This window comes from Streptomyces sp. WZ-12 (assembly GCF_028898845.1).
GTDB lineage: Bacteria > Actinomycetota > Actinomycetes > Streptomycetales > Streptomycetaceae > Streptomyces.
The window spans coordinates 369,219-393,211 of the sequence record NZ_CP118574.1; the positions used below are offsets into that span (position 1 = coordinate 369,219).

18 protein-coding genes are annotated in these 23,993 nt (G+C 70.6%); 13 read left to right on the plus strand and 5 right to left on the minus strand.

Annotated elements, in window-relative coordinates:
• The first annotated feature begins 198 nt into the window (after positions 1-198).
• From PV796_RS01130 to PV796_RS01160, 7 genes are all read left to right on the plus strand, one after another.
• The gene (locus PV796_RS01130; RefSeq protein ID WP_274910851.1) at positions 199-1,353 is read left to right on the plus strand and encodes an oxygenase MpaB family protein; all 1,155 of its coding nucleotides are present in this window, start codon (positions 199-201) and stop codon (positions 1,351-1,353) included.
• A gap of 214 nt (positions 1,354-1,567) precedes the next feature.
• Entirely contained in the window at positions 1,568-3,046 is a 1,479-nt protein-coding gene (locus tag PV796_RS01135) for a PepSY-associated TM helix domain-containing protein (protein ID WP_446750548.1), read from the plus strand.
• Complete coding sequence (locus PV796_RS01140; protein WP_274910853.1) at positions 3,043-3,696, plus strand: DUF5134 domain-containing protein; 654 nt, start codon at positions 3,043-3,045, stop codon at positions 3,694-3,696. The genes PV796_RS01135 and PV796_RS01140 overlap by 4 nt, the downstream gene beginning before the upstream one ends.
• Positions 3,697-4,211: 515 nt before the next feature.
• The gene (locus tag PV796_RS01145; protein WP_274918809.1) at positions 4,212-6,182 is read left to right on the plus strand and encodes a transglycosylase domain-containing protein; all 1,971 of its coding nucleotides are present in this window, start codon (positions 4,212-4,214) and stop codon (positions 6,180-6,182) included.
• A 63-nt stretch (positions 6,183-6,245) separates the two neighbouring features.
• Positions 6,246-7,538, plus strand: coding sequence for a hypothetical protein (locus tag PV796_RS01150; RefSeq protein WP_274910854.1), 1,293 nt, complete (start codon positions 6,246-6,248; stop codon positions 7,536-7,538).
• Positions 7,539-7,687: 149 nt separating this feature from the next.
• On the plus strand, positions 7,688-8,827 hold the full coding sequence (locus PV796_RS01155) for an amidase domain-containing protein (RefSeq protein WP_274910855.1): 1,140 nt from the start codon (positions 7,688-7,690) through the stop codon (positions 8,825-8,827).
• A 265-nt stretch (positions 8,828-9,092) separates the two neighbouring features.
• Positions 9,093-12,032: an AfsR/SARP family transcriptional regulator gene (locus PV796_RS01160; protein WP_274918810.1), complete on the plus strand. Its 2,940-nt coding sequence runs from the start codon at positions 9,093-9,095 to the stop codon at positions 12,030-12,032.
• Positions 12,033-12,111: 79 nt separating this feature from the next.
• Here the strand turns inward: PV796_RS01160 and PV796_RS01165 are convergent, their stop codons facing one another.
• From PV796_RS01165 to PV796_RS01180, 4 genes are all read right to left on the minus strand, one after another.
• On the minus strand, positions 12,112-12,924 hold the full coding sequence (locus PV796_RS01165; RefSeq protein WP_274910856.1) for a PE-PPE domain-containing protein: 813 nt from the start codon (positions 12,922-12,924) through the stop codon (positions 12,112-12,114).
• Between the two features lie 154 nt (positions 12,925-13,078).
• Positions 13,079-13,879: a GNAT family N-acetyltransferase gene (locus PV796_RS01170; RefSeq protein ID WP_274910857.1), complete on the minus strand. Its 801-nt coding sequence runs from the start codon at positions 13,877-13,879 to the stop codon at positions 13,079-13,081.
• 198 nt (positions 13,880-14,077) lie between these two features.
• Complete coding sequence (locus PV796_RS01175; RefSeq protein ID WP_274910858.1) at positions 14,078-14,572, minus strand: VanZ family protein; 495 nt, start codon at positions 14,570-14,572, stop codon at positions 14,078-14,080.
• Between the two features lie 183 nt (positions 14,573-14,755).
• Entirely contained in the window at positions 14,756-17,104 is a 2,349-nt protein-coding gene (locus tag PV796_RS01180; protein WP_274910859.1) for a molybdopterin oxidoreductase family protein, read from the minus strand.
• Between the two features lie 493 nt (positions 17,105-17,597).
• On the opposite strand from PV796_RS01180, the gene PV796_RS01185 reads away from it, so the two are divergent.
• From PV796_RS01185 to PV796_RS01205, 5 genes are all read left to right on the plus strand, one after another.
• Positions 17,598-17,900 carry a hypothetical protein gene (locus PV796_RS01185; RefSeq protein WP_274910860.1) on the plus strand — a complete coding sequence of 101 codons (303 nt, stop codon included), beginning with the start codon at positions 17,598-17,600 and terminating at the stop codon, positions 17,898-17,900.
• Between the two features lie 317 nt (positions 17,901-18,217).
• Positions 18,218-19,138, plus strand: coding sequence for a hypothetical protein (locus PV796_RS01190; RefSeq protein ID WP_274910861.1), 921 nt, complete (start codon positions 18,218-18,220; stop codon positions 19,136-19,138).
• A 440-nt stretch (positions 19,139-19,578) separates the two neighbouring features.
• Positions 19,579-20,571 (plus strand): haloacid dehalogenase-like hydrolase, encoded by a 993-nt coding sequence (locus PV796_RS01195; RefSeq protein ID WP_274910862.1) that lies wholly within the window; start codon positions 19,579-19,581, stop codon positions 20,569-20,571.
• Between the two features lie 127 nt (positions 20,572-20,698).
• Entirely contained in the window at positions 20,699-21,172 is a 474-nt protein-coding gene (locus tag PV796_RS01200; protein ID WP_274910863.1) for a carboxymuconolactone decarboxylase family protein, read from the plus strand.
• A 235-nt stretch (positions 21,173-21,407) separates the two neighbouring features.
• Positions 21,408-22,058, plus strand: a complete 651-nt coding sequence (locus PV796_RS01205; protein ID WP_274910864.1) for a hypothetical protein — start codon at positions 21,408-21,410, stop codon at positions 22,056-22,058.
• Positions 22,059-22,136: 78 nt separating this feature from the next.
• On the opposite strand, the gene PV796_RS01210 is transcribed toward PV796_RS01205, so the two are convergent.
• On the minus strand, positions 22,137-23,402 hold the full coding sequence (locus PV796_RS01210; protein ID WP_446750549.1) for an MFS transporter: 1,266 nt from the start codon (positions 23,400-23,402) through the stop codon (positions 22,137-22,139).
• 124 nt (positions 23,403-23,526) lie between these two features.
• Here PV796_RS01210 and PV796_RS01215 point away from each other — a divergent pair, with 124 nt between their 5' ends.
• Positions 23,527-23,979, plus strand: a complete 453-nt coding sequence (locus PV796_RS01215; RefSeq protein ID WP_274910865.1) for a winged helix-turn-helix transcriptional regulator — start codon at positions 23,527-23,529, stop codon at positions 23,977-23,979.
• Positions 23,980-23,993 lie beyond the last annotated feature (14 nt).

The window sequence follows — 23,993 nt, forward strand, 5'->3', positions numbered from 1 at the left end:
CGGATTCTCGCCGCATGGGCGTGAGGTTCTCCGGACATCTTGGCCCGACCGGTTCGTCTGCCGATGGCAGCGCAGTGCGGTGCCCCAGGCGGACGACACGGATGACGACACGGACATCGCGGACATCCCGGAGCCCCTGGACAACCCGGACGACCCGATGGCGAGAAGACGAGAAGAATCAAGAAACGGAGTCCCACTGTGGCCTTAACGGTTGAGACGGTCGCGGCCGAGTTGGAAGCCGCGAACAAGGTCGGTGACCCGCTCGCCGATGCGCTGGTCTCCGATCTGATCGACAAGAGGGAGGTCGACGGCGTCAACGGCCTGTTCCGCACCCTCGGGACGCTGAAGCCGGGCCAGGACAACTCCCAACTCCCCCACCGTTTGCGGGAGTTCCTGGACGAGGCCGCGGCCGAGCCGCCGGGCTGGAGCGAGGCGGACGTCAGGGCCGCCGAGGGGTTCTTCGCCCACCACCACGGTGAGGCGTCGATGCTCCAGGGAACCGTCGGGCTCATCGGCACCTACCTCTCCCCCACCGGCGCGTTCACCCTCCGCTCGACGGGGCGCCTGGGCGGCGTCGAGGGGCCGGGCCGGCGGCTGTCGCAGTCCTCGCGGCTGTTCATCGACATGGGCGACAAGGGCGCGCTGCGGGACGGATCGCTGGCGGCGACCGTCACCAAGGTGCGACTGGTCCATGCCTCGGTGCGGCAGTTGCACAAGAAGGGCGGTGAGTGGGACTACGCGAGGTGGGGCGAGCCGGTCTCGCAGAAGTACACCACCGGCGCCGCCTGCGTCTTCAGCACCCAGATCCTCCAGGCCATGGAGCACCTCGGCATCAACGTCTCCCGGGAGGACGCCCGCGGCTTCGTCTGCGCCTGGCACTACATCAGCCACTACCTGGGTACGCCGGAGAAGTGGCTGCTGCCCAAGGACTCCGACGAGGTCGAGCGGCTGTGGAACTCCCAGCGGGACAAGGAGTGGCAGAAGACCGACGACGGCGTCTTCATGACCCGGCAGGCCGTCGACTTCTACCGGAAGTTCCTGCCACCCGGTGCGCACGACGCCTACATGGCCATGGTGCGCGTGGCCCTCACCGACAAGTACGCCGACCTGGCCGGCCTCCCGCGCAGCGTCCTGGACCTGGCCGGCAAGCCGCTCGCCGCCGGGCACGACGTGCTCAGCGGCATCGGCGGCGGCCTCTTCGGCGGCGCCGCCGAGGAGGCCGTAGGCGTCAACCCGTACAAGGAGATCCTCGGCATCGCCTCCAAGGCGTTCAACGGCGTCGAGCGGTTCGCCCTCACCCACGACCAGGACGACCAGCCGCAGATGCACCAGGAACTCCACGACGACCGCTGAGGCGGCGCGGGGCCGGCGCCGGGTGACCGTGGGGGGCCACGGTCACCCGGTCGCCGGCGAAGGAGCCCGCACCGTAGACCAGTAGCCGTTCACCCCCGCGTGACGACGCTCACATCGCCCGCGCGGGAACTTCTCGCGCCAGTGATCCGACTCCTGCTGCGGACCGTAGACATCGGTCGACGATCGACGACATCCGCAGGAAGAAGAGTCCGCCATGGCCGCAAGTCGCAGCACGTCAGTCGCATCAGAGGGGACGGCTGCGCCACCGGACGAGGCGCCGGGCGACGGCGACTTGTCCGCGGCGGGCGACGGGCCCGGGGGTGTCACGGCCAACGCCTCGGCCGGGCCGGGCACTTGGTGCAGCCTGCGCCCCTTGCTGCTGCGGTTGCACTTCTACGCCGGCATCCTCGTCGGCCCGTTCCTCCTGGTCGCGGCGCTGACCGGGCTGGCTTACACCGCCGCGCCGCAACTCGAATCGGTGCTCTACCAGCACGAGTTGAAGGTCACCCCGCGGGGCGACGCCACCCCGCTGGCCAGTCAGGTCGCGGCCGCCCGGCGGGCGGTGCCCGACGGCACACTGGTGTCGGTCAGCCCCGCACCCGGCCGTACGGACAGCACCCGCGTCGTCTTCGACCGGCCCGGACTGCCCGCCGGCACCACGCTCACCGCGTTCGTCAACCCCTACGACCACAAGGTGCTCGGCACGCTGCGCACCAATGGCCAGTGGCTTCCGGTCCGCGCCTGGCTCGATGATCTCCACCGTACGCTGCATCTCGGAGATCTCGGCCGCAACTACAGTGAAATGGCCGCCAGTTGGCTCTGGGTCGAGGTCCTCGGCGGGCTCGCCCTGTGGATCGGCGCGCCCCGCACCCGGCAGCGGTTGCGCACGGTCGTCCTGCCGCACCGTGGCGCCAAGGGGCGGCGCCGCACCATGTCCTGGCACGGCGCGGTGGGTGTGTGGGCGTCCGTCGGCCTGTTGGGGCTGTCCGCCACGGGCCTCACCTGGTCCGCGCATGCCGGTGCGAGCATCGGCGAGCTCAAGGACGCGCTGGGCGGCAACACTCCGGCGGTCTCCACGGCCCTCGCCCCGGGCGACGGGGGCGCTTCCGGGGCGAGTTCCGGCGCCGCCCGCACGAAGGACGTCGGCATCGACGCCGTCGCGGCCGCGGCGCACGGCGCCGGGCTGCGCGGACTGGTCGTCATCTCCCCACCTGTCAAGGCGGGTTCGGCCTACGTCGTCAAGGAGAACACCCGCTCCTGGCCGGAGCGGCAGGACTCGGTGGCCGTCGATCCGGCCACCGGGAAGGTGACCGCCACCCTGAAGTTCGACGACTATCCGGTGCTGGCCAAGCTGACCCGTTGGGGCGTCGACGCCCATATGGGGCTGCTGTTCGGCCTGGCCAACCAGATCGTGTTGGCGCTCCTCGCGGTCGGACTGATCGTCATGGTCCTCTGGGGTTACCGGATGTGGTGGTTGCGCCGGCCCACCAGGTCCGGCGGCGCTCTCGGGCGGGCACCGGCACGCGGTGCCTGGCGCCGGCTGCCGGGGCGGGTACTCGCACCGGCCGCGGTCGCGACCGCCGTCGTGGGCTACTACGTCCCGCTGTTCGGTCTGCCGCTGCTGGCGTTCCTCCTCGCGGACCTGGCCGTGGGCGCCGTACGGCGACGGCGTGGCGAGCGGGTCGCCCGGTGATCGCCGCGAGCGGGCTGCGCTGGGTCCTCACGGTGCTCTACGCCCTTCCGGCGCTCTACGGGTTGCGGTCGGTCGTGGCGCGCGACGGGGCCCTGGTCGACCGGATCGGTCACGGACTCCATGCCGTCATGGGGCTGTTGATGATCGCCATGGTGTGGCCCTGGGGCATGGGCCTGCCCGCGGGACCGCAGGTCTGGTTGTTCGTCGCGGGCGCGCTGTGGTTCGGCTGTGCCGGGCCGCTCCGCGCCCAATCCGCCGACCGCGGCCGGGCGTTGCTCGCCGCCCTGCCGCACGTCCTGATGATGGGGGCCATGGCGTGGATGGTCGCCGTGATGGGTTCCTCGCCCATGCCCGCCGGTCAGGGCGGAGGGCGGGCGATGGACGAGATGCCCGGCATGCGGATGGCGGGGCCTTCCGGCGCCACGACGATGGGCCTCACCGGTTCCGGTCAGCGGCTGACGGCCGCGGTACTCGCCGTCCTCTTGGTCGTGGTCGCGCTGCGGTGGCTGGCGCGCGCCTTCGACCTGGCGCGCTCCGCCCCTGAGGTGGCGTCAGGGTCGGTCCCGCGGAGCGCCGCGGGGGCGTTGGGCCCGGCCTGTCACGCGGCCATGGGCTTGGGTATGGCCGCGATGTTCGCCCTGCTCATGTGACGCGTCGGCACCACTGGGCGGAGGGGGCGGGGCCGGGCGGCCTCACCCCCAACTGCGTTGCGGGGGCCGTTCGACCCCGTCCATCTGTTCCGTTTGTTTCCGTTCGGCCATTGCGTGGAGATTTCGAAAATATCGCTGATAGATTTGTATAAGTAGTGAAGGCCGCGGTGTGGCTGGGGGGATGGGGGCGGCGACTGCGTCACCCCGTGCGAGCCACACGCACCGTGCGGAGGGAAGACGGAGTGACAGGGACTGGGCGGGGGCCGGACACTCCGGATGAGGCCCGTGCGCCATCGGGTCGCCGGCGGGCCACACCCCGGGAGCCCGTCGCCGACGCGGGAAGCGACGCCCGGACACCTCAACCCGGGGACCCCGAGCGCACGTTACAGCTGCGGGTCGAGCCTCCCTCGCTCACCGAGGAGACCTTGCTGATACGCCGGCCGGAGCGGCCCGGCGGACGGGCCGCTCGCCGGAGGGCCGCACAGTCACCGTCCGGCTCCCTCCGCAGAAGTGCGCTGCCGGCCGCCCTCGTCGCGCGGCTGGCACCGTACGCCCGCCGGTTCAGGCCCCGCTATCCGCGCCCGGGCCGCACCGGTTGGCGCCGCTGGGCACCCTCCGGCCGGCAGTGGCTGGGCATCGCGTCGACGGTCATCGGCCTGTCCGGACTGCTCCTGGGGATCGCCTACGCCGCCACCGACATCCCCAAGGACCTCAACTCCTACGCCACCCAGCAGGACAACGTGTTCTTCTGGTCCGACGGCACGCCCATGGCCCGCACCGGCTGGGTGCAGCGCCAGGCGATGCCGCTCAAGGACATACCGGAGGACGTCCGTTGGGCCGTGTTGGCGGCCGAGAACGAGAGCTTCTACAGCGACGCCGGCGTCTCGTTCACGGGGATCACCCGCGCCCTGTGGCGCACGGTCGGCCGGGGCGACACCCAGGGCGGCTCGACCATCACCCAGCAGTACGTCAAGAACGTCTACCTGAACCAGGATCAGACCGTCAGCCGCAAGTTCACCGAGGCGATGCTCGCGCTCAAGCTGGACAACCGGATGAGCAAGGACGCGATCCTGGAGGGGTACCTCAACACCAGTTGGTTCGGCCGCGGCACCTACGGCATCCAGCGCGCCGCGCAGGCGTATTACGGCAAGGACGTCGGCGAACTCAACGTGAGCGAGGCCGCGTTCCTGTCCTCGCTGCTCAAGGGCGCCGGCCTGTACGACCCCACGTTGAGCGCGGCCAACCACAAGCGGGCGGTGGAGCGCTGGAACTGGGTCCTGAACCGGATGGTCAAGATCGGCAAGTTATCGCCGTCGGCGCGGGCCGCGTACCGGACCTTCCCCGAGCCGCTCAAGCAGAACCCGCTCTACGACACCGGTGAGCAGAGCGACTACTTGGTGGAGCTCGCCTCCCAATACGCCCAGGACGCCGGGCACCTTACGGCCAGGGAATTCGACCTGGGCGGCTATCAGATCTACACCACCTTCGACCGCAAGCGGGAGGCGGCCCTCGACGCCGTGGTGGCCAAGGCGCGCCGGAAGGCCCAACAGGCCCACCCGGAGGAGGCGTCCGCCGCCCACTACGGCGCCGCGTCGGTGGCCGCCGACGGCCGCATCCTCGCGGTCTACGGCGGCCCGGACCACCGCAAGCAGGGTTTCAACGAGTCCAACGCCGCTACGGTACCGTCCGGTTCGGCCTTCCTGCCGTTCGTCTACGCGGCCGGTCTGGAGCACGGCGCCGTCAAGCGGCGGGACGCGCCCCGGGAACAGGTCACCCCGCAGTCCCTCTACAACGGCGATGACGACGTGCCCGTCAGCACGCCGGAGGGCCCCTACTGGAACCGCAGCGGCAAGAAGGTCTCGGCACACAACGACGGCCGCAAGTCGTGGGGCCGGATCACCCTGCGCGCGGCGCTCGCCAGGTCGGTGAACACCCCGTTCATGCAACTGGGCATGGACACGGGCCTGGACAAGGTGAAGCAGACGGCCCAGGCGTCGGGGCTGCTGTCGTCCAGCATGGGGCCCCAGGTGCCCGCGCTGTCCCTGGGCAGTTCCACGCCGAGCGCGATCCGCATGGCCAGCGGCTACACCACCTTCGCCGCCGCGGGGCAGCACACCGAGCCGTACTCGGTGCGCCACATCACCCGGAACGGCTCGGCGGTGCGGCTGGACGTCCCGGACGCGCGCCGCGCGGTCGGCGCCCAGGTGGCCGGGGAGGTGACGCAGGCGCTCACGGACTCCTTCCGCTCCGCCCACCCGGGCGCCGCTCCCGCCGCGGCCGCGGTGTCCGGCAAGGCGGGCACCACCGCCGACGACACCGCCGCCTGGTACGTCGGCACGGCCCGCGCCGTGTCGACGGCCGTGGTGGTCTACCGCATGGATCTGGCCAAGAGCCTCGAACCGCTGCCGTTGAAGGGACTCGCGGGTTCCGCCACCGACGGCGTCCCCTACGACATTTGGGCGGGCGCCATGAGCCCCCTGCGCTGAGCGGCGGACCGTCCGCGCCCACCCGCACCGCACCGGAACCTCCCTCGCAGATGAGAGCCGCGCATGAAGTCGACCCCAGGCCGTCGCCGCAAGGCCCGAGCATCCCGCCGCACCGTCCGTACCCGGTTCGCCGTCCTCGCGACCGCCGGCCTCGTCGTCGGCTCGGCCGTCGCGGGGTACCTGGTGTTCGCCCAGGCCGACGGCGACGGGCTGGCCCCCTCCGGCAGCAAGGCGGCCGCACCGGACGACCAGAGGTCACCGCAGGCGCGCAAGGAACCGCCGTGGGACGGCAAGACCAAGATCCTCGGGGACGGCTCGACCTCCTACACCGGCCCGCAGAAGGGGCAGTTGAAGGCGGAGCCGCTCAAGCCCGGTGAAAAGCCACCCCAGTTCGTCGTCTTCTCGTGGGACGGCGCGCTGGAGGGCGACGAACGGCTCTTCTCGCACTACCGCGAATTGGCCAAGGCCCACGACGCCCACATGACCTTCTTCCTCACCGGCATCTATCTGCTGCCCAAGAGCAAGCAGGGCCTCTACCACCCGCCCCAGCACCCGGCGGGCTCCGCCGCCATCAGCTACCCCACCGACGAGCACATCCGCACCACCCTGACCCAACTCGCCACGGCCTACGAAGAGGGCAACGAGATCGGCACCCACTTCAACGGCCACTTCTGCGGCGCCAAGGGGGGCGGCGACTGGAGCGTCGCCGAGTGGAAGAGCGAGATCGACCAGTTCTACGACTTCGTGGAGAAGTGGAAGACCAACACCGGCAACCAGGACACTCCCGCCCTGCCGTTCGACTTCCGCAAGGAGGTGACCGGTGGTCGCGCCCCCTGCCTGGAGGGCCAACCGAACCTGCTCAAGGCCATGAAGAGCTACGGCTGGCGCTACGACGCGAGTTCCCCGGGCGACTTCCAGATATGGCCGACCAAGAAGGAAGGCGTCTGGGACTTCCCGCTGCAGATGCTTCCGTACCCCGGCGGCAACTACCAGGGCCTGTCGATGGACTTCAACTTCCTCTACAACCAGTCCCACGGCGAGACCAAGGGCGATCCGGCCAAGTACGCCGACTGGCAACGGCAGACCGTCGACTCCTACATGGCGGGCTTCAACCGCGTCTACTACGGCAGCCGGGCGCCGCTGTTCATCGGCAACCACTTCGAGGACTGGAACGGCGGCATCTACATGAAGGCCATCGACCAGGTGGTCAAGAACACCTGCTCCAAGGAGGGCGTGAAGTGCGTGTCCTTCAAGGAACTCGCCGACTGGCTCGACGTACAGCAGCCCGAAACGCTGCAACGCCTGCGCGGCCTGGACCCGGCGCAGTCCCCGGACTGGTCCACGGTCGTCAAGTAGCCCTGGATCAGCCTGTCTTCAATCGCGCACACCCCTTCACATTCCCCACACATTTCATGCCAAAATGCGAACGCCCGGTCCATGTACCGGAGTAGAGGGGAACAGCGTTGAAATCAAGAAAAATAGGCCGCAAGCGGAGCCGCGTCACCATGGTTTCGGTGGCGGCAGCCTCAGTGGCCGCAGGAATCGTGCTGCCCAACTGGACCGCGGGTGCGGCGGTCGTCGACGACCCGAAGGTGGACTCGGCGACCAAGGCCACCTTCCAACGCCTGGCCGACGCGGTCTTCACCGATCGCACCCAGTCCCTGATCAACGACGCCCCGGGCGGGCGTCAGCGGTCGCACCCGCAGCGGACGTCCGGCTTCACCGGAAAGGTGCGGCTGTCCGAGGGGCAGTCGCGCGAGGAGGGTTCGACGCTGGACGCGCTGCGCGCCCGCAAGTCCCGCCTCGCCCAACTCGGCGAGAAGTACAGCGGGTCCGACACCCGTGTCACGCTGGACGCCACCCGGGTGCGGGGCCGGCACGCCACGGTCGACGTCACCGAGACCACGACCCTGACGTACGACAGGGCCAAGGGCAACGAACCCAGGACCACCGGGTTCCAGGCCCACCACGAGCTGGCCTTCCGGGCCGACCGCAAGGGTGACTGGCAACTGACCGGCGTCCGCGACACCGACGCCGGCTACCTCGCGGTGAACCAGGTCGCCAAGCCGTCCGTCGCCGCACCGGCCACCAGCGACGACCCGCCCTCGGCGACCCGTTCGGCCACCACGCGCCCCGCGCCGGCCGACCCGAAGGACTTCAAGGCCACCGGCTACGACTACAACGCCATGGCGGCCTACGCGACGAAGTACTGGAGCCGGTACAACCCGGACTACCCCGACTTCAGCGACGCCGGCGCCGGCGGGGACTGCACCAACTTCGTCAGCCAGGCCCTCAAGGCGGGCGGCTGGAAGCACGTCCCCGGCTACACCACCGACTTCCACAAGTGGTTCGGCAACTCCGAGATCCAGTCGGATTCCTTCGTCGGCGTCAACGAGTTCTCCTGGTTCGCCCTGTCGTCCAAGCGCGCCAGGAGCCTCGCCAACGTCTACCAGATGGACATCGGCGACGTGCTGCAACTGGACTTCGACCGGGACGGGTCCAAGGACCACTCCATGATCGTCACCAAGCGCAGCCAGCAGGGCATGCCGTACCTCACGTACCACTCCACCAACACCTACAACAGGTCGGTGGCCAGCCTCATCGCGGCGTACCCGCGCGCCGCGTACTACGCGTACCGCACCTGAGCAACGGCCGCCCCGAGCGGCCCGCTTCGTGATGCGCGGCCACCGCACGATCCTCGTGACTCCGTCCAGTCCCGATGATCCGCGGTGGCCGCAGGCGTTCCCGCACGGGTCCACCGCAGGACCGCGAACCCGGACGGCGGCCAACGTCGCCGTGCTCACCATCAACTCCCCCAGGGCCGCTTGTGGTGCCGTGGTAGCTGATCGGCGTAGGTCTTGTGGTGGTCACCGCAGGTGAGTGGGCGCCTTATACACTCCCGGCGTGCCGATGATGCGTGAGTCGTCCGCGGATGCGAATCAGCAACTTCGGTTCGCTCTGCTCGGATCGCTCCAGGCCTGGCGCGGTGACACGGGTCTGGAGCTCGGGCCGGTTCGTGAACAGGCGCTCCTGGCCGCCCTGTTGCTCCGACCAGGCAGGACGGTCAGCCGGCAGCAGTTGCTCGACGGGGTGTGGGGTGCGGAGCCACCCGGCACGGGCGACAAGGTGATCCCGGTCTACGTACACCGGTTGCGCCGGCGCCTGGATGCGCGGGGAGAGGCATCGACGGGTGCCGTGATCGACACCGTTCGCGGCGGCTATCGCTTCGCCCCGAAGGACACGCAGGTGGACGTGGTCCGACTGGCGGAGATCGCCGTTGAGGGGCGGGCGGCGCGGGATGCCGGAGACCTGGGCGCCGCGGTGGACGCCTGGTCGACGGCGCTGGGGCTGTTCCGCGGCGAGCCGTTGGCCGGGATTCCCGGGCCCTTCGCGGAGGGCGAGCGGCTGCGACTGGTGGAACAGCGGCTCGTGCTGGTGCAGGACAAGGCCGGCTGTCTGCTCCGGTCGGGGCGGCACTCCGAGGCCATCGGCGAACTGTTCTCCCTGACCACGACCCACCCCTACAACCAGGCCCTGGCCGCCCTCCTCATGCGTGCCCTGCACGCCGGCGACCGGCAGGCCGACGCGCTGGAGGTCTACGCCGCGACGCGCCGCCGGCTCGTGGACGAGCAGGGCGTGGAGCCCGGCGCCGAACTGCGCCGGGTGCACGAGGCGGTCCTGCGGGGCGACGACGCCTGCCTGCTCGGCGCCGACGTGCGGCACCGGGCGCCGGCCGGGCCTCGGCAAGCCGTCCCCGCCCGGCGGCTGCGCCGTGCGCGCCAAGAACTCCCGGCCGACGTCGGCAACTTCACGGGCCGGGACCGGGAACTCGGCCTTCTCGTCGCGCCCGCCGAACCGCACGTGGTCACCGTACGGGCCGTGGACGGCATGGCCGGGGTCGGGAAGACCGCGCTGGTGGTGCGCGCCGCGCGGGCGCTGCGGGAGCAGTACCCCGACGGCTGCCTGTTCGTGGAGCTGCACGGGCACCGCGAAGACCAGGAGGCGGCCGAACAGCACCGCCTGCTCCGGCGGTTGCTGCGCGCCGTGGGCGCCGGCGAGGGGGAGGACTCCGAGGACCTGGACGAACTGGCCGCGTCGTGGCGGGCGGCGACCGCTTCCCGACGGCTGCTCCTCGTCCTTGACGACGCCTCCCGCGCCGGGCAGGCACGACCGCTGCTGCCCGCCGGTCCCGGCAGCATGGTGCTGGTGACGAGCCGCCGACGGCTGACCGGGCTGGACGCGGACCGCCGGGTCTCGCTCACCCCGCTCGACCTCGACGAGGCGGCGGGACTGCTGACGCGCATCGTCGGGGGCGAGGGGTCCGACCGCGAGCGTGCGGCGGTACGCGAACTGGCCGCGCTGTGCGACCGGCTTCCGCTGGCGTTGCGCATCGTCGGGGCGCGGATCCAGGACCGCCCGTGGTGGGCGGTGGAGGCCCTGGTGGCGCGGCTGACCGACGGCGAGCACCGGCTCGACGAACTCGCGGTGGAGGACCGCAGCGTCGAAGTCGCCTTCCGGATCTCCTACGACCAGCTTCCGGCCGCCGAGCAGCGTGCCTTCCGCGCCCTGGGCCTGTCGCCCACCACACGGCTGGACCGGCTGACGCTGGCCGCGCTGCTCGACTGGGCGCCGCCCGACGCCGAACGCGCCCTGGAGAGCCTGGCCGACGCGAGTCTGGTGCAGCGGGTGACCGCCGGCCACTACCGGTTGCACGATCTGGTGGCGGTCTACGCCCGACGCGTTGCCGCCGCCTCGCCCGACGAAGCCGCGGCGGCCCGCAGGGGGGTGTTCCGGCTGTACGTGAGGGTCGCCCGCCGCTCCAGCGACTGGGGCACCTCGTCCTTCCCGACCGGCCCGCAGGGCCCCGGCCCGTTCACGGACTGGGAGGGGGCCGCGGCCTGGCTGGACGCGACGGGCGGCGAACTGCTCGACGTGATCCGCCAGGCGGCGGCCGCGGGCCATGTGGACGAGGCTTGTTGGATCGCCGAGGGCCTGGTCGACCACCTGACCCGGCAGGGCCGCTTCCACGAGTGCCGCACCGCACTGGAGATGCTGCTGCCGCTCGCCGCTCGGTCCGGCGACCGACGGATGGACTCCGCGCTGCACACGGGCCTGGGCATCATGTACGGGCTACAGGGCCGATACCGGCAAGCCTGCACCCATTTCACGGCGGCGCTGGACATCAGCCGCCGGGCCGGCGACCCGCACGAGCAGGCCAGGGCCGCGGCCGGCCTCGGGACGTTCGCCAACCTGGCGGGCCGGATAGCCGAGTCCATGACCCACTTCGCCGAAGTCGCCCGCCTGGCCGGGGCGTTGGAGCACGACGACTGGCTCATGGGTTCGGTCATGACCCGCGCCGGCGACATGCACCACCGGCTCGGCGAGTACGACAAGGCGCACGACCGCTACCTGGAAGCGATCACCCGGGCCGAGAGGTCGGGCAGTCCCAGGCTGCACGGCAAGGCCCTGCTCCGCCTCGGTGGTCTCCAACTCGACCTCGGCCGGCCCGCGGAGGCCGTGGGCACCTTCGGGAAGGCCGAGGACCTGGCCAGGCGTCTCGGGGACGCCCCCTTGCACTCGGCCGTCCTTGGCGGGCTGGCCGCGGCCGAGGCGAAGCTGGGCAACGTGCAGGCGGCCGCCGAACTCCGGCGTCGGTCGCGCGCGGTCCTGGACGAGGAGACCGGCACCGCGTCGGAGGTAGCGACGCGTCACCGGCTGCTCTGGCACGGCGCCGCGGCCGAGGACCTGGCCGGGGGACGCGACTTCTTCGAACGGGGCACCGCCCTGCCCGACACCGACGCCAACCGGGCGAGGATCTCCCGCGCGCTGGACGACCTGGGCCGCCGATGACAACAACGGCGGCCGGCCGCCGGCGAGTACGCGTCATGGCGTCTCGGACAGGGCAGGGCCCACGGTCCCGTCAGGAGCCCTACACGGGGTCTCCGTTCTCATTCAGCCACTGGACGCCGTCCTGACCGCTCTGGTTGAGGTTCTTGGGGATGACGGAGTCCGGGTACTTCCAGTGCAGGCCGAAGTAGCCGGGTGCGTTGGTGAGGGACCTCAGGTCGCACACCGGGTCGCCGATGATGCAGTACCGCTTGACCGGAATGCCGTTGAACTTCGTCGGGCCGGGGGCGCCGACGGTGGCCACCCCGGGGATGCCCAGCCCCCTGGGGAGGCGCGCGAACAGGCCGGAGTCGGGCTGCATCGGGTCGGCGTAGAGCATGCCGTCGACCTGGTTGCGCGGAATGCCGGTGCTGCCGCTCGCGATCTTCTGGAGCACCTCGTCGGCGGCCTGGGCGCCCTGGGAGTAGCCGGTGATCGTGAGGCGCGCCCCCGGGTGCGCGCGGTGGGTGTCCTCCGCCGCCTGCAACCCCTTCTGGTAGCCCAGTTGGATGCTGGCGTCGTAGGTCGGCGCGGTGAGGGCGTCGGGGTTGAACTTCAACGGGGGCTCGATGAGCCCGCCGTGGACACCGATGAGCGGGCCGGCGGTGGCCGGGTAGCACACCTCGACCGCGGACGAGCCGAGGTGCAGATGGTCGTTCGCGGTGTTGTAGGACCTGGAGATCGTGGAGCAACCGGGTCCGGAGTCCGTGGGACCGGTGCCGCCGATCTCGATGTAGTAGTGCTCTGCGCCGGCCGCGTGGGCGGCGGACGGGAACGCGACGGCGGTGCCGGCGGTCAGCGCCGCCGCCATGGCCGCGGTGCGAACGGCCCGTGCCGTCCGGCTCGTTTTCGACATTGCCTGATCTCCCCCTGAGGTCGTGGACGACGTGTCCGACAACGAAGGGTCCAGACGCTAGGCACGGTCGTTGAAATCGCGCTGACATGCTGATGACTGCGCTGGCGGCACGGCGCTCCCGCACCGCCACGGGAACGGCACCAGGGTGGCCGGATCAACTCGCCAAGCCGTAGAAGCGGATCGGTGAGTTCGGCCGGAAGCCGATGCGCGGGTACACCGGCGCGCCGGCGGCGGTCGCGTGCAGGGTGGCGCGGGTCAGTCCGGTGTCCCGGGCGCCCTCGTACAGGGCTTTCCGGGTCACCGCCTCGCCGTAGCCCCTGCGCTGCCACTCGGGCGCGGTGGCGACGAGCGCGACGAAGAGGCGGCCTTCCGCCTCCACCGTCGCGGCGCACGACACCGGTACGCCGTCCCGCATGCCCAGGTAGGCGTACGTCCGTTCCCTCCACAGTCGGGAGCCGGCGAGCCCGTCGCGACCGTCCGCCAACGGAAGCCCGTACGCGCGGGAGTTGAGGTCCGCGTAGACCTGTAGCTGCTCCTCGGTCGTGACGCGTGCGAACGTCAGGTCGGGGTGGGAGGGTTCGGGGAGCGGAAGCAGGTCGCCGGCCATGCCGGTGCCGGGGAAGGCGTAGGCGAGTCCGGCCTCCTCGGCCGCTCCCCCGAGCCCCGTGCGCGCCTCGTCGTCGAGGAGGTCCTCGAAGAGCCACAGGAAGCCGGGGCGTTGCTTGGCGCGCATGATGTCCGCTGCCTGGCCCAGGCGTTGGGCGAGGAGCGCCGCGCCGGCGCCGACGTCGGTCAAGGTGACGCAGTTCCAGAACGCGAAGCGGCAGTCGGCCCAGCGAACGGCGATGCCCGGCAGGTCCCGCACGTCCGCGCCCGGATCGCGGTCCAGCACGATGTTCCGCCAGGCCACGGCGAGTTGTTCCATCGATTCGATCGACGCCGCACACTGCGTCATCCGCTCACTCCTTGAGTCGTCGGGCCCTGCCCCGGGCGGAGTCCCAGGAAGCCGATTCCTCACCTATCACGCCCCACCCTCGACGGGCGCACCGTCGCGGGTATCTCCACCCCAATCAGCGAGCACCGAGCACTCGTGGACGTCCCGACCTGGAGCGCCGCCTTCTCCTCTGCGGCCGCGCGGCGACCACGATCGGCGTCAGGCCCGCAGCCGCGGCCCGGCGACCGTCCGGGTCCCGCGGAACGCGGCCCGGACCGCTGCCGCGCAGGCGTAACCAGCCACGCAGCCAAGGGTGTTGGCCAACAGGTCGTTGATGTCGGCCGTACGCCCCGAGGCGGCGAGGTACTGCGTCGCCTCGATGGCGAGGGAGCCGAGGAAGCCGCAGGCCGCCGCGGTCGCGAAGCGCGCGCCGGCGCTCGCCAGGAGCAGTCCACCGGGGACGAACATGAGCACGTTGAGGAAGAAGTCCCAGGTGTCGGCGGGGTTCGACAGGTCGAGCAGCTTGAGGTTCAACGCCTGTCCACCGCCGGAGCGGGTGCCGAACGTGAGGCCCACGACCCCGGCCACCCACAACCATCCCAAGGCGGCGCAGACGCGATGTGACGTCCGCCTGGGGCTCCGGAACATGAACGTCACCGCCGCGATGACCGCGCACCCAAGGACGCCGATGCTCAGGGCCACGGGAAAAGACACGGGTACTCTCCATTCGCTCGCGCATCCGGCCCGGCGCGGGCAGCAGATGTTGGCTGGAGAGACGCAAAGGGCGAAAAGTCCGGTTCTCGCGCGCCTGGTGACTTACTTCACGTTTCGCGCTGTGCGCTTCGGTGGCCAGGTGGCACGTGAGGACGCCCGTGCCACCGCGGCGAGCGACGCCCCTCAGCGCCTACGCCCCGCACCCGTGTCCGCGTCCGCGTCCGCATCGACCTTGGCCAACCGGACCGGGGTGACCTTGTAGACGGGCTGTAGGGAGATCGGATCCCCTTCGGTGCCGATGAGTTCGTTGGCGGCCCGGTCGTGCCGGTGCGGGTCCGACTGGTCGAAGTAGCCGTAGTGGAAGGGGACGAACACCAGGCCGGGGCGGCTTCCGCAGAGCACGACCGGGGCCTCGATGGCGCCGTGCCGGGAGGTCACCCGCACCAGGTCGCCGTCGGCGATGTTCCGGCTGTGGGCGTCGTCGGGGTGCAGTTCCACCCACAACTCCGGCTCGGCGTCGTTGAGTTCGGGGACGCGTGCGGTCTTGGTGCGGGTGTGCCAGTGGTAGACACCGCGACCGGTGGTCAGACACAGGGGGTACGTCTCGTCCGGCGGCTCGTGCGGCGGAAGGTAGTGCGCTGCCTTGAGGTTCGCTCGTCCCGCGGGGTCGTGCGCGCGGTAGGCGTGGGGTTCGTGCGGGGCGCCGGTGGCCAGGTCGTGGCCGTAGTCCTCGCAGTGGTCGGCGGCGGTGGCGAAGACGTGGTCGGTGTAGCGGCGTTCGGTCCCGTCGGGCGCGGTCTCCGTGCACGGCCATTGGACGCCACCGCTGCCGCGCAGTCGCGCGTAGGTGAGGCCGGACTGGTCACAGGGCCGGTCCTTGGTCAGGGCGATGAAGTCGTTCCAGGCATCCTCCGGCTGGTGCCAGGCGAGCAGCGGCCTGCCGTCGCGGTCGGTGAAGCGCATCCGGCGGGCGTAGTCGAGGAGGATCGCGAAGTCGGTGCGGGCCTCGCCGGGCGGATCGACGGCCTTGTGGGAGAGGTGGACGGTGCGGTCGGCGTTGGTGAAGCAGCCGGTCTTCTCGCCCCACAGGGCGGCGGGCAGCACCACGTCGGCCAGCTCGGTGGTCTCGGTGGGGAAGGCGTCGGAGACGACCAGGAAGAGCCCGTCGGCCTTGAGGATCGCGCGGATGCGGCGCAGTTCGGGGAGGGAGACGGCGGGGTTGGTGCCGGTGATCCAGAGGAACCTGATCGCCCCGCTCTCGCAGCGCCGGAAGATCTCCAGGGCATCGGTGGGCGGCGAGCAGTTGCGGATGCGCCGTTCGTCGATGTTCCAGTGGTCGGCCAGGCGTCGCACATGGGCGTCGTTCTGCCAGTTGAGATGGGCGGGCAGGGCGCCGTTGGCGCCGGTCTCGCGGGCGTTCTCAGCGGTGGGTTGGCCGTTCATCTGGAAGACCGTGGCCCCGGGCCGTCCGATCATGCCGCGCACGAGGTGGATGTTGTTGACCTGTACGGCGGCCGCGGTGGCCTGGCGGGACTGGTAGACGCCGTGGAGGACGGTGGAGACCAGTCGGTGTGCGGTGCCGATGAGCTGGGCCGCCCGGCGGATGAGGTGTGCGGGGACGCCGCAGATCTCCGCGGCGCGCTCCACGGGGTAGTTGGCGACGGTCCGGGCCAGTTCGGCGTACCCGGTGGTGTGGTCGTCGAGGAATGCCTGGTCGGTCCAGTCGTTGTCGATCAGTTCGTGGAGCAGGGCGTTGAGCAGGGCGACGTTGGTGCCCGGCCGGATGGCGAGGTGCACGTCGGCCGCGCGTGCGGTCGCGGTCAGGCGTGGATCGACGACGATCAGGCCGGGGCGGTCGGGGCCGTGCAGCCGGTCGAGCATCCGGGACCACAGCACCGTCTGGGTCTCCGCCACGTTGTGCCCGACGAGGAACAACGTGTCGCAGTGGTCGATGTCGGTGTAGGAGCCGGGGTCGCCGTCGCTGCCGAAGCTCTCGATCAGGGCCCGTTCCGCGGTGGCGCTGCACAGGCGGGTGCTGCCGTCCAGGTGGGGCGTGCCGATCCCGCCCCGGGCGATCAACGCCTGGGCGTAGGACTCCTCGGCGAAGAGTTGGCCGCTGGTGTAGAACCCCATCGCCAGGGGGCCGTGATCGGCGAGGACCGCCCGGGAACGTTCGGTCACGGCGCTCATGGCGGTGTTCCAGTCGACCCGCCGCAAGGCGCCGTCGATCCGGAGCTGCGGGTGCAGCAGACGGTCGCGGGAGTGGTTGGCCTGCCAGCCGAACAGGCCCTTCGGGCCGAGCCGGCCGTGGCTTACGCGGTCCTCGGCGCGGCCGCGTACGCCCACGATGCGGCCGTCGGCGACCGCGATGTCCAGTCCGCAACCGTTGGAACAGAGCACACAGGCGGACGGCACCCAGCGCTCGACGTGGTCCTGCGGGATCGCCAGGCATTCGTCCACGCGCAGCGGCCAGCTCTCGCCGGCGGCAAAGGGGGTTCGCTTGCCCCACACATCGCTGATCCGGTCAGCCATCGGGTGGTCCCTTCCGTACCGTGTGCCGGGGCCGGCCCCGGACTTCGCCGCACCGCCCCGGTGAGGCCGCGCGGACCGCGGCGGCACCCGTCCCGACCTTACGTCGCGCGGCCCGCGGTCCCCGGCTACGCACCCCGGCCCGGGCCCGCGCGCCCGAACGGGCCGCCCTTCCCGGCAGCGACCCCAATCCCCCAACTCCTGCGCCGAGCTGAGGGTTCGTCACACATGGCGGCCGGCGGAGCCGCGTAGGCCCGGGCGCGGAAAACCGCCCGCCTGGAGGTACCCGAGGCATCCCCTCCCAGGGCGCCCAGGCACTTGTGGACGCCGACGATCCTGCGCTGGCCGGAGGCCACGCGGAGGGGGTCGACTGGTTCGCGTCGCTTGCGGGCTGTCGTCGCCCGGAACCGTTCTGTTGCACCGCTCCCCGTGGCCGAGACGGCAGGTGCCCACGGTGCGAAAGTGGAAGTGTCGGTGTCGCAGAAGGGCGGACATCATGGCGCTATTGGGACTTCTTCTCTTTGTCGTGGCCGGGGCGTTCGTCGGCCTGTCCATCGCAAGCAACCTCGTGGGTGGGCCCAGCTACAGCGTGACGATCCTCGGTAACCACATCGCCACCCTGAACGGCCTCGGGATCTTCCTGGCCGGAATCGCACTCACCCTGATCTTCGGCCTGGGAATTGCCTTGATGACGGGCAGCCTCGCCCGGTCCCGACACCGCAGGCAGGCCGCCCGCACCGCGCAGGCGGACGCGCAGTCCGAGCACCCCAAACACCACCATTTCCGGTTCGGTCACTGAGTGGTGAGCGATTGCCGCGCAGGGCGACGGGGCGGAGCCGTGCCGGGCGTCGACGACCGCCGGTGGTTGCGGCCATCGGCGGGTGTGGTGCTGGCCGCGCCGTGCGCCTCGTTGGGCCTGGCGCCGTGCGCCTCGTTGGGCCTGGGTTGCGCCCGGCCCTCGCCCGCCACGAGCTCGTGGCGTCCGCGCGGCAACCGAGGGTGACGGGGCGGCGAGACAGAGAGGCAGGTAGACAGCCAGGCGTCTCGCACCGAACGCGAAACATGCCCACGGGCACGCATCGTGGAAATCGACCGCACGCGCCGATGGAGGGCCAGATGGATCTGGACACCGTCGTCAATGAGCTCTACGCGTTGCCGCCGGGGGAATTCACCCCGGCACGGGACGCCCGTGCGCGAGCCGCGCGGGCAGCCGGCGACCGCGGGTTGGCCGAACGGATCCGACAGTTGCGCCGCCCCACCCACGCCGCCTGGGCCAGCAACCTCCTGGCCCGCGACAGGGGGGCAGACACGGCGCGACTGCTCCGGCTCGGCGAGGAACTGCGGCAGGCCCATCGGGAACTGGACGGACGGCGGCTGCGCGAGCTCGCCGGACGGCAACACGAGATGGTCGCCGCGCTGACCGGCCAGGCACGCCACCTGGCCGCCCGGGCAGGCCACTGCCTCGGCGCGAACGCGCAGCGGGAACTGGAGGACATCCTGCGGGCCGTCCTCGCCGACCAGGAGTCAGCCCACGAGTGGGCCCGGGGCCGTCTGACGCAACCGCTGACGGCGGTCGGTCTCGTCACGGTCCCCGCCCTCACCCCCGCCACCCAGGCACCGGACCACGCACCAATGCCCCTCACCGACAAGGTAGTTGACCTCGACATGGCGCGCAGTCGCCGTCGTGGACGGGAGACGCGCGCCGAGCAGGATCGACCGCGGTCCGGCCCGGACGCCGCAGACGCCGCGGACGCCGAGCGGGAACTGTGCGCCGCCGAAGCGGAGTTGGCGTCGGCGAGGGGCCGGGAGCGGCGGGCGCTCGACCGGCTGGGGGACGCACAGCAGCGCGTCCTGGAGATCGGCAGGAAGCTGGCGGAGGCCGAGGACGACCTGCGCCTGGCACGCCAGGCAGTCGGCGCCACCACTGACCACGTACACCAGGCCGAGGACGCCGAACGCGAGATCCGACAACGGACGGCGGTCTCCACCGCAGCCAAGAGACCAACCGCTCCCGCGCCCCCTCCCCCGAAACACTGAGCGGCCGCGAGGAGGGAGTGGCGAACCCATGACGGCCGAGGCCGGGGCCAAGGGGCCTCGACGCGCTGTTCCTCAGTCAGATCGGCCGCGGGCGGCGGGAGTTCACCCCCTCCCACGAGGTCATCGGCCCAACTCCCCCGCCCCCACACCACCGCACGCTGCTACCCGGCTCCCCCTGCCTCACACCCCTCACGCACCGTGACTTCACTCATGGGAAATTCCAGGCAGACGACCTAACATGGCGCGCTGCCCGTAACGGGCTGCTCACCATAAGACTCGTCTCAGCAGGATGGACAGACGTGAACGTACGCGGCAAAGGCAAACTGGCGGTCTGCGGAGCGGCGGGGGTGCTCACGGCCGCAGTGGTCGCAGGCAGCACGCTGTGGCCGGGCAGTGCGGCTTCCGCCGCGGGCGTTTCGTCACGCTCGGTCGCAAAGGAGTTGAAGCACTGGCCCGCACCGGTGGCGAAGAAGCTCGGCAAGGTCATCGCCAACCACGACCACAAGGGCGCGTACGCCACCTTCGACGCGGACAACACCACCTACCGCAACGACCTCGAAGAGGCGCTCCTCCCCTTCCTGGAAATGAAGGGCGTGCTGACCCGGAAGTCCATGGCCCCCTCCCTGAAGGTCATCCCCTTCAAGGACACGGCCACCCACAAGGAAAGCCTCTACAGCTACTACATGCGACTGTGCGACCTTGATGACCAGGTCTCCTACCCGTGGGCCGCGCAGATCTTCTCCGGCTTCACCCTCAAGGAGTTGAAGCAGTACGTCGACGAGCTACTCGCCTACGGGAAGCCGATCCCCGCCGAGTACTACAAGGACGGGAAGCTGACCAAGACGGAGGTCAGGGCTCCCGAATTCTCCACCGGTATGCAGGAGTTGTACCGGACGCTGCGCGCCCACGGCATCGACGTCTACGTCGTCAGCGCGGCCAACGAGGAACTGGCGCGCATGGTCCTGGCCGACCCCAAGTACGGCTACGGCGTGAAGCCGGACCACGTCATCGGCGTGTCCACGCTCCTCAAGAACCGCAAGACCGGCGATGTCACCAGCTCGCGCAAGGAGATCGCCGAGGGGCGCTTCGGTCCCGGGCAGCGGAAGGCGCTCACCGACTGGGAGTTGACGCCCACCTTGTGGGCCCCACTGACCTGGTACGAGGGCAAGCCGGCCGCCATCAGGGCGTACATCGACGCATGGCGGAAGCCGATCCTCGCGGCCGGTGACACCCCGAAGAGCGACGGGCCGATGCTGTTCCAGTCCGCGGACGTGGAGCACGGCGGGGCGCGGATCTGGGTGAACCGCAAGGAGAGCTCCATGAAGGAGCTCAACGCGATGAAGCAGGCCAACGCGAAGCGGCAGAAGGAACTGGGGCAGCGGGTGACGGCCGACAAGGACTGGCTGACCGTCACGCCCGAGCAAATTCGCTGAGGCCCGGCACGCCCCAACAACCCCTCGCCCAGGGAGACGCGGGTCACCCCCGCACATGTCACAGTGGAGCGGGCCGTCTCGTCTGAGAGTTGTAGCCACTGACGAGACGACCCCTCGGGAGCACCCCATGGACGCGCGACTGAACTACTTCGCCAGCCCGACCGCCGGCAAGGCCCTCAAGCACTTCATGTCGGCGGGCAAGGCTCTCAAGGACACCACCCTGCCGGCCGCGACGCAGGAGTTGGTGTCGCTGCGCGTGAGCCAGATCAACGACTGTGCCTTCTGCATCGACATGCACTCCAAGGAGGCCACCGCGGCCGGCGAGACCGCGGTGCGGCTGAACCTGGTCGCGGCGTGGCGGGAGGCCACGGTCTTCACCGAGGCCGAGCGTGCCGCGTTGGCACTGGCGGAGGAGGGCACCCGGGTCGCGGACGCGGCCACCGGCGTCAGCGACGAGGTGTGGGCGAACGTCGCCAGGCACTACGACGAGGAACAACTGGTCGCCCTGGTGACCCTGGTCTCCTTCATGAACGCCGCGAACCGGCTGAACATCATCACCCAGCAGCCGGCCGGCAACTACGTGGCCGGGCAGTTCCACTGACGCAACGTGAGCTAGGCCGGAGTCCGGGTGAGCCCCGGTCCGTGTGCTGCTCAATGGGTTGTGCGGTGCCCGTTGGTTGTCGTCCGCTCGGCATGGTCGGGTGGCGCGCTGACGGGCACCGTACGAGTGCCCCGGTGGCCGGAACACCTCCCGCGCCCTGTCCGCCGTGACGGACCCCTGGCAGCATCGGGCTCTCCGGCCCCGCACCGCTGACGAGTCGAGGAGCGCCGACGCCGTGCCTGCCTACAACCTCGCCATGCAGGAGCTGTCCCACCCCTACCCCGCACCGGGGAACGGGACGGTCTCCGGCCACCAGGTCGAGCTCATGTACCACCACATCGTCCCCAAGAGCCCGAAGGTCGGGCTGATTTGGCTGTGGAACGCGGTCCTGGAGGACAAGGTCCTGGCCGCCGCGACCCCCGTGCTCAACGCCATCATCCAGAACGTCGACAAGTACGGCACCACGCTCGTCCCCACGGACCGCCAGCAGGTCAAGGACCTCGCCACCGGCATCAAGAACAAGACCATCACCCACCAGGCCGGTGCCGCCCGGCCCACCGGTTGGGACAGCTTCGCGCAGATCTACATCTGGCTGCCCGGCAACCTCTTCACCGGCCCCAGGAACCGTGCCGACGACCCCGGGGACAAGTTCGACGCCGCCGTCCGCTTCATCATCGGCGCGAGCAGCGCCCAGTACAAGACGCTCGAAACGGTCGACGCGAAGATCGCCCAGTACGCCAAGGACCGCAAGAAGACGGGTTACGCCGAGGAGGCATACACCAACCTCGGAACCGTTGCCCGCACCTATCTCACGCGCACGCCGTTCTCCAGCCCCCAATGGACCTGGGACTCCGGCAAGAACAAACCGAAGGTCAAGGGCTCCTAGGATTCCTGCCCCAGACACTCAGGCGCTCAGGCACCCAGTACCCCACTCCCCAGGCACCCAGCCGCTCGATGAGAAGTCTCAACCACCGCTGTGGGCAGGCGTGTTGGTGGTGGGCGTCGGGGCACTGCGGCGGGTGAACGTCCACAGTGCGAGCCCGAGGAGGCTGAACGTGGCGCCCAGGGCGCAGACGGCGCCCCAGCCGGCCGTCGTGTAGAGGGCGGTCGCGGTGATGGCGCCGGTGGCGCTGCCGATCGAGTAGAAGACCATGTATCCGCCGATCAGTCGGCTGCCCGCGTCCGGGTGCAGCGCGTAGATCAGTGTCTGGTTGGTGACATGGACCGCCTGTACGGCGAGGTCGAGCAGGATCACGCCGGCGAACAGGGCCCAGAGCGAGCTGCGGGTGTAGGCCAAGGGCAGCCACGAGGCGGCGAGCAGTGCCAGTGCGATGCCGGTGGTCCGCTGGGCGAGTCCGCGGTCGTTGAGGCGGCCGGCCACGCTCGCGGCCAGGGCGCCGGCGACGCCGATCAGACCCAACGCCCCGATCGCACTGTGGGACATGAAGTACGGGGCCGCGCTGAGCGGTAGTGCGATGCTGCTCCACAGGGTGCTGAAGGCGGCGAAGATCAGCAGGCAGAACAGGGCCCTGAGCCGCAACAGTCGTTCCCGTGCGAACAGGGTGAGGGTCGAGCGCAGGAGTTGTCCGTAGCGCAGGGTCGTCGGCGGGGCCTCCACGTGGCGCGGCAGCACCCGGTAGAGGATCAGGGCGAGCAGCGCACTGAGCGCGGCCGAGGCGAGGTAGACCGAGCGCCAGCCCGCGAGGTCGGCGATCAGGCCGGACGCGGTGCGGGCGAGCAGGATTCCGGTGACCACGCCGCTGGTGACCAGGCCGACGACCCGCCCGCGCCCGGCGGGCGGGGCCAGTGAGGCAGCGAAGGCCACCAGTGTCTGGGTGACGACCGCGAGCAGCCCCATGGTGGCCATGCCCACGAGCAGGATCGCCGCCGTGTGGGCGCTGGCGATCACGAGCAACGCCGCTACCAGGAGCAGTAATTGGGCCACGATGAGGCGCCTGCGGTTGACCACGTCGCCCAACGGCACCAGGAGGAAGAGCCCCAGTCCGTATCCGACCTGGGTGAGGGTGACCACGCCGCCGACGAGTGCCGGGCTCATGCCCAGGTCGTGCCCCATGGTCACCAGGAGCGGCTGGGAGAAGTAGACGTTGGCCACCGCGGCCCCGCAGGCGACGGCGAACAGTATGACGACGCCGCGGGACAGGGCGAACGCCGGTCCTCTCTCGCGCCAGGTCTCGGACCGTCGCGTCATGGCCTCAGAGTTGCCAGGCATCAGTACCCCCTCGGATTGTGGTTGCAACTTGCTACCAGTCGTGACGCTAACTCCTTTGGTAGCATGTTGCAACCGAAGTTGGAGTGAGAGAGATTCGAGAGCGGGAGAGAGGGAGAGGGACGCCATGGTGAGCAGGACGCGCTTCGACGACAGCGAATGCCCCGTCGCCCGGTCAGTGGACGCGATCGGTGACTGGTGGTCCCTGCTGATCGTGCGGGACGCCTTCGACGGGAGCCGGCGCTTCGGGGAGTTCCAGCGCAGCCTCGGCGTGGCGAAGAACATCCTCACCGCGCGCCTGCGCACCCTGGTCGCCGGCGGCATCCTCGAATCCGTCCCCGCCTCGGACGGCAGCGCCTACCGCGAGTACGCACTGACACCGAAGGGCGAGGCGCTCTTCCCCGTCATCGTGGCGCTACGGCAGTGGGGCGAACAGAACTTCTTCGAACCCGACGAACCGCACTCGGAGTTGGTCGACCGCCGGCAGGGGCACCGCCTGCGCGCCCTGGAAGTGCTCTCCGCGGACGGGCGGCGGCTCCGCCCCGACGACACCACCGTCCACAAGGTCTCCGCCCAGTAGCCCGGAGCCAGCCG

Coding starts and splice junctions, on each gene's coding strand:
- PV796_RS01135 (WP_446750548.1), top strand. CDS start 1,568: ATGGCCGCAAGTCGCAGCACGTCAGTCGCATCAGAGGGGACGGCTGCG.
- PV796_RS01150 (WP_274910854.1), top strand. CDS start 6,246: ATGAAGTCGACCCCAGGCCGTCGCCGCAAGGCCCGAGCATCCCGCCGC.
- PV796_RS01155 (WP_274910855.1), top strand. CDS start 7,688: ATGGTTTCGGTGGCGGCAGCCTCAGTGGCCGCAGGAATCGTGCTGCCC.
- PV796_RS01160 (WP_274918810.1), top strand. CDS start 9,093: ATGATGCGTGAGTCGTCCGCGGATGCGAATCAGCAACTTCGGTTCGCT.
- PV796_RS01165 (WP_274910856.1), bottom strand. CDS start 12,924: ATGTCGAAAACGAGCCGGACGGCACGGGCCGTTCGCACCGCGGCCATG.
- PV796_RS01170 (WP_274910857.1), bottom strand. CDS start 13,879: ATGACGCAGTGTGCGGCGTCGATCGAATCGATGGAACAACTCGCCGTG.
- PV796_RS01180 (WP_274910859.1), bottom strand. CDS start 17,104: ATGGCTGACCGGATCAGCGATGTGTGGGGCAAGCGAACCCCCTTTGCC.
- PV796_RS01185 (WP_274910860.1), top strand. CDS start 17,598: ATGGCGCTATTGGGACTTCTTCTCTTTGTCGTGGCCGGGGCGTTCGTC.
- PV796_RS01190 (WP_274910861.1), top strand. CDS start 18,218: ATGGATCTGGACACCGTCGTCAATGAGCTCTACGCGTTGCCGCCGGGG.
- PV796_RS01200 (WP_274910863.1), top strand. CDS start 20,699: ATGGACGCGCGACTGAACTACTTCGCCAGCCCGACCGCCGGCAAGGCC.
- PV796_RS01210 (WP_446750549.1), bottom strand. CDS start 23,402: ATGCCTGGCAACTCTGAGGCCATGACGCGACGGTCCGAGACCTGGCGC.
- PV796_RS01215 (WP_274910865.1), top strand. CDS start 23,527: ATGGTGAGCAGGACGCGCTTCGACGACAGCGAATGCCCCGTCGCCCGG.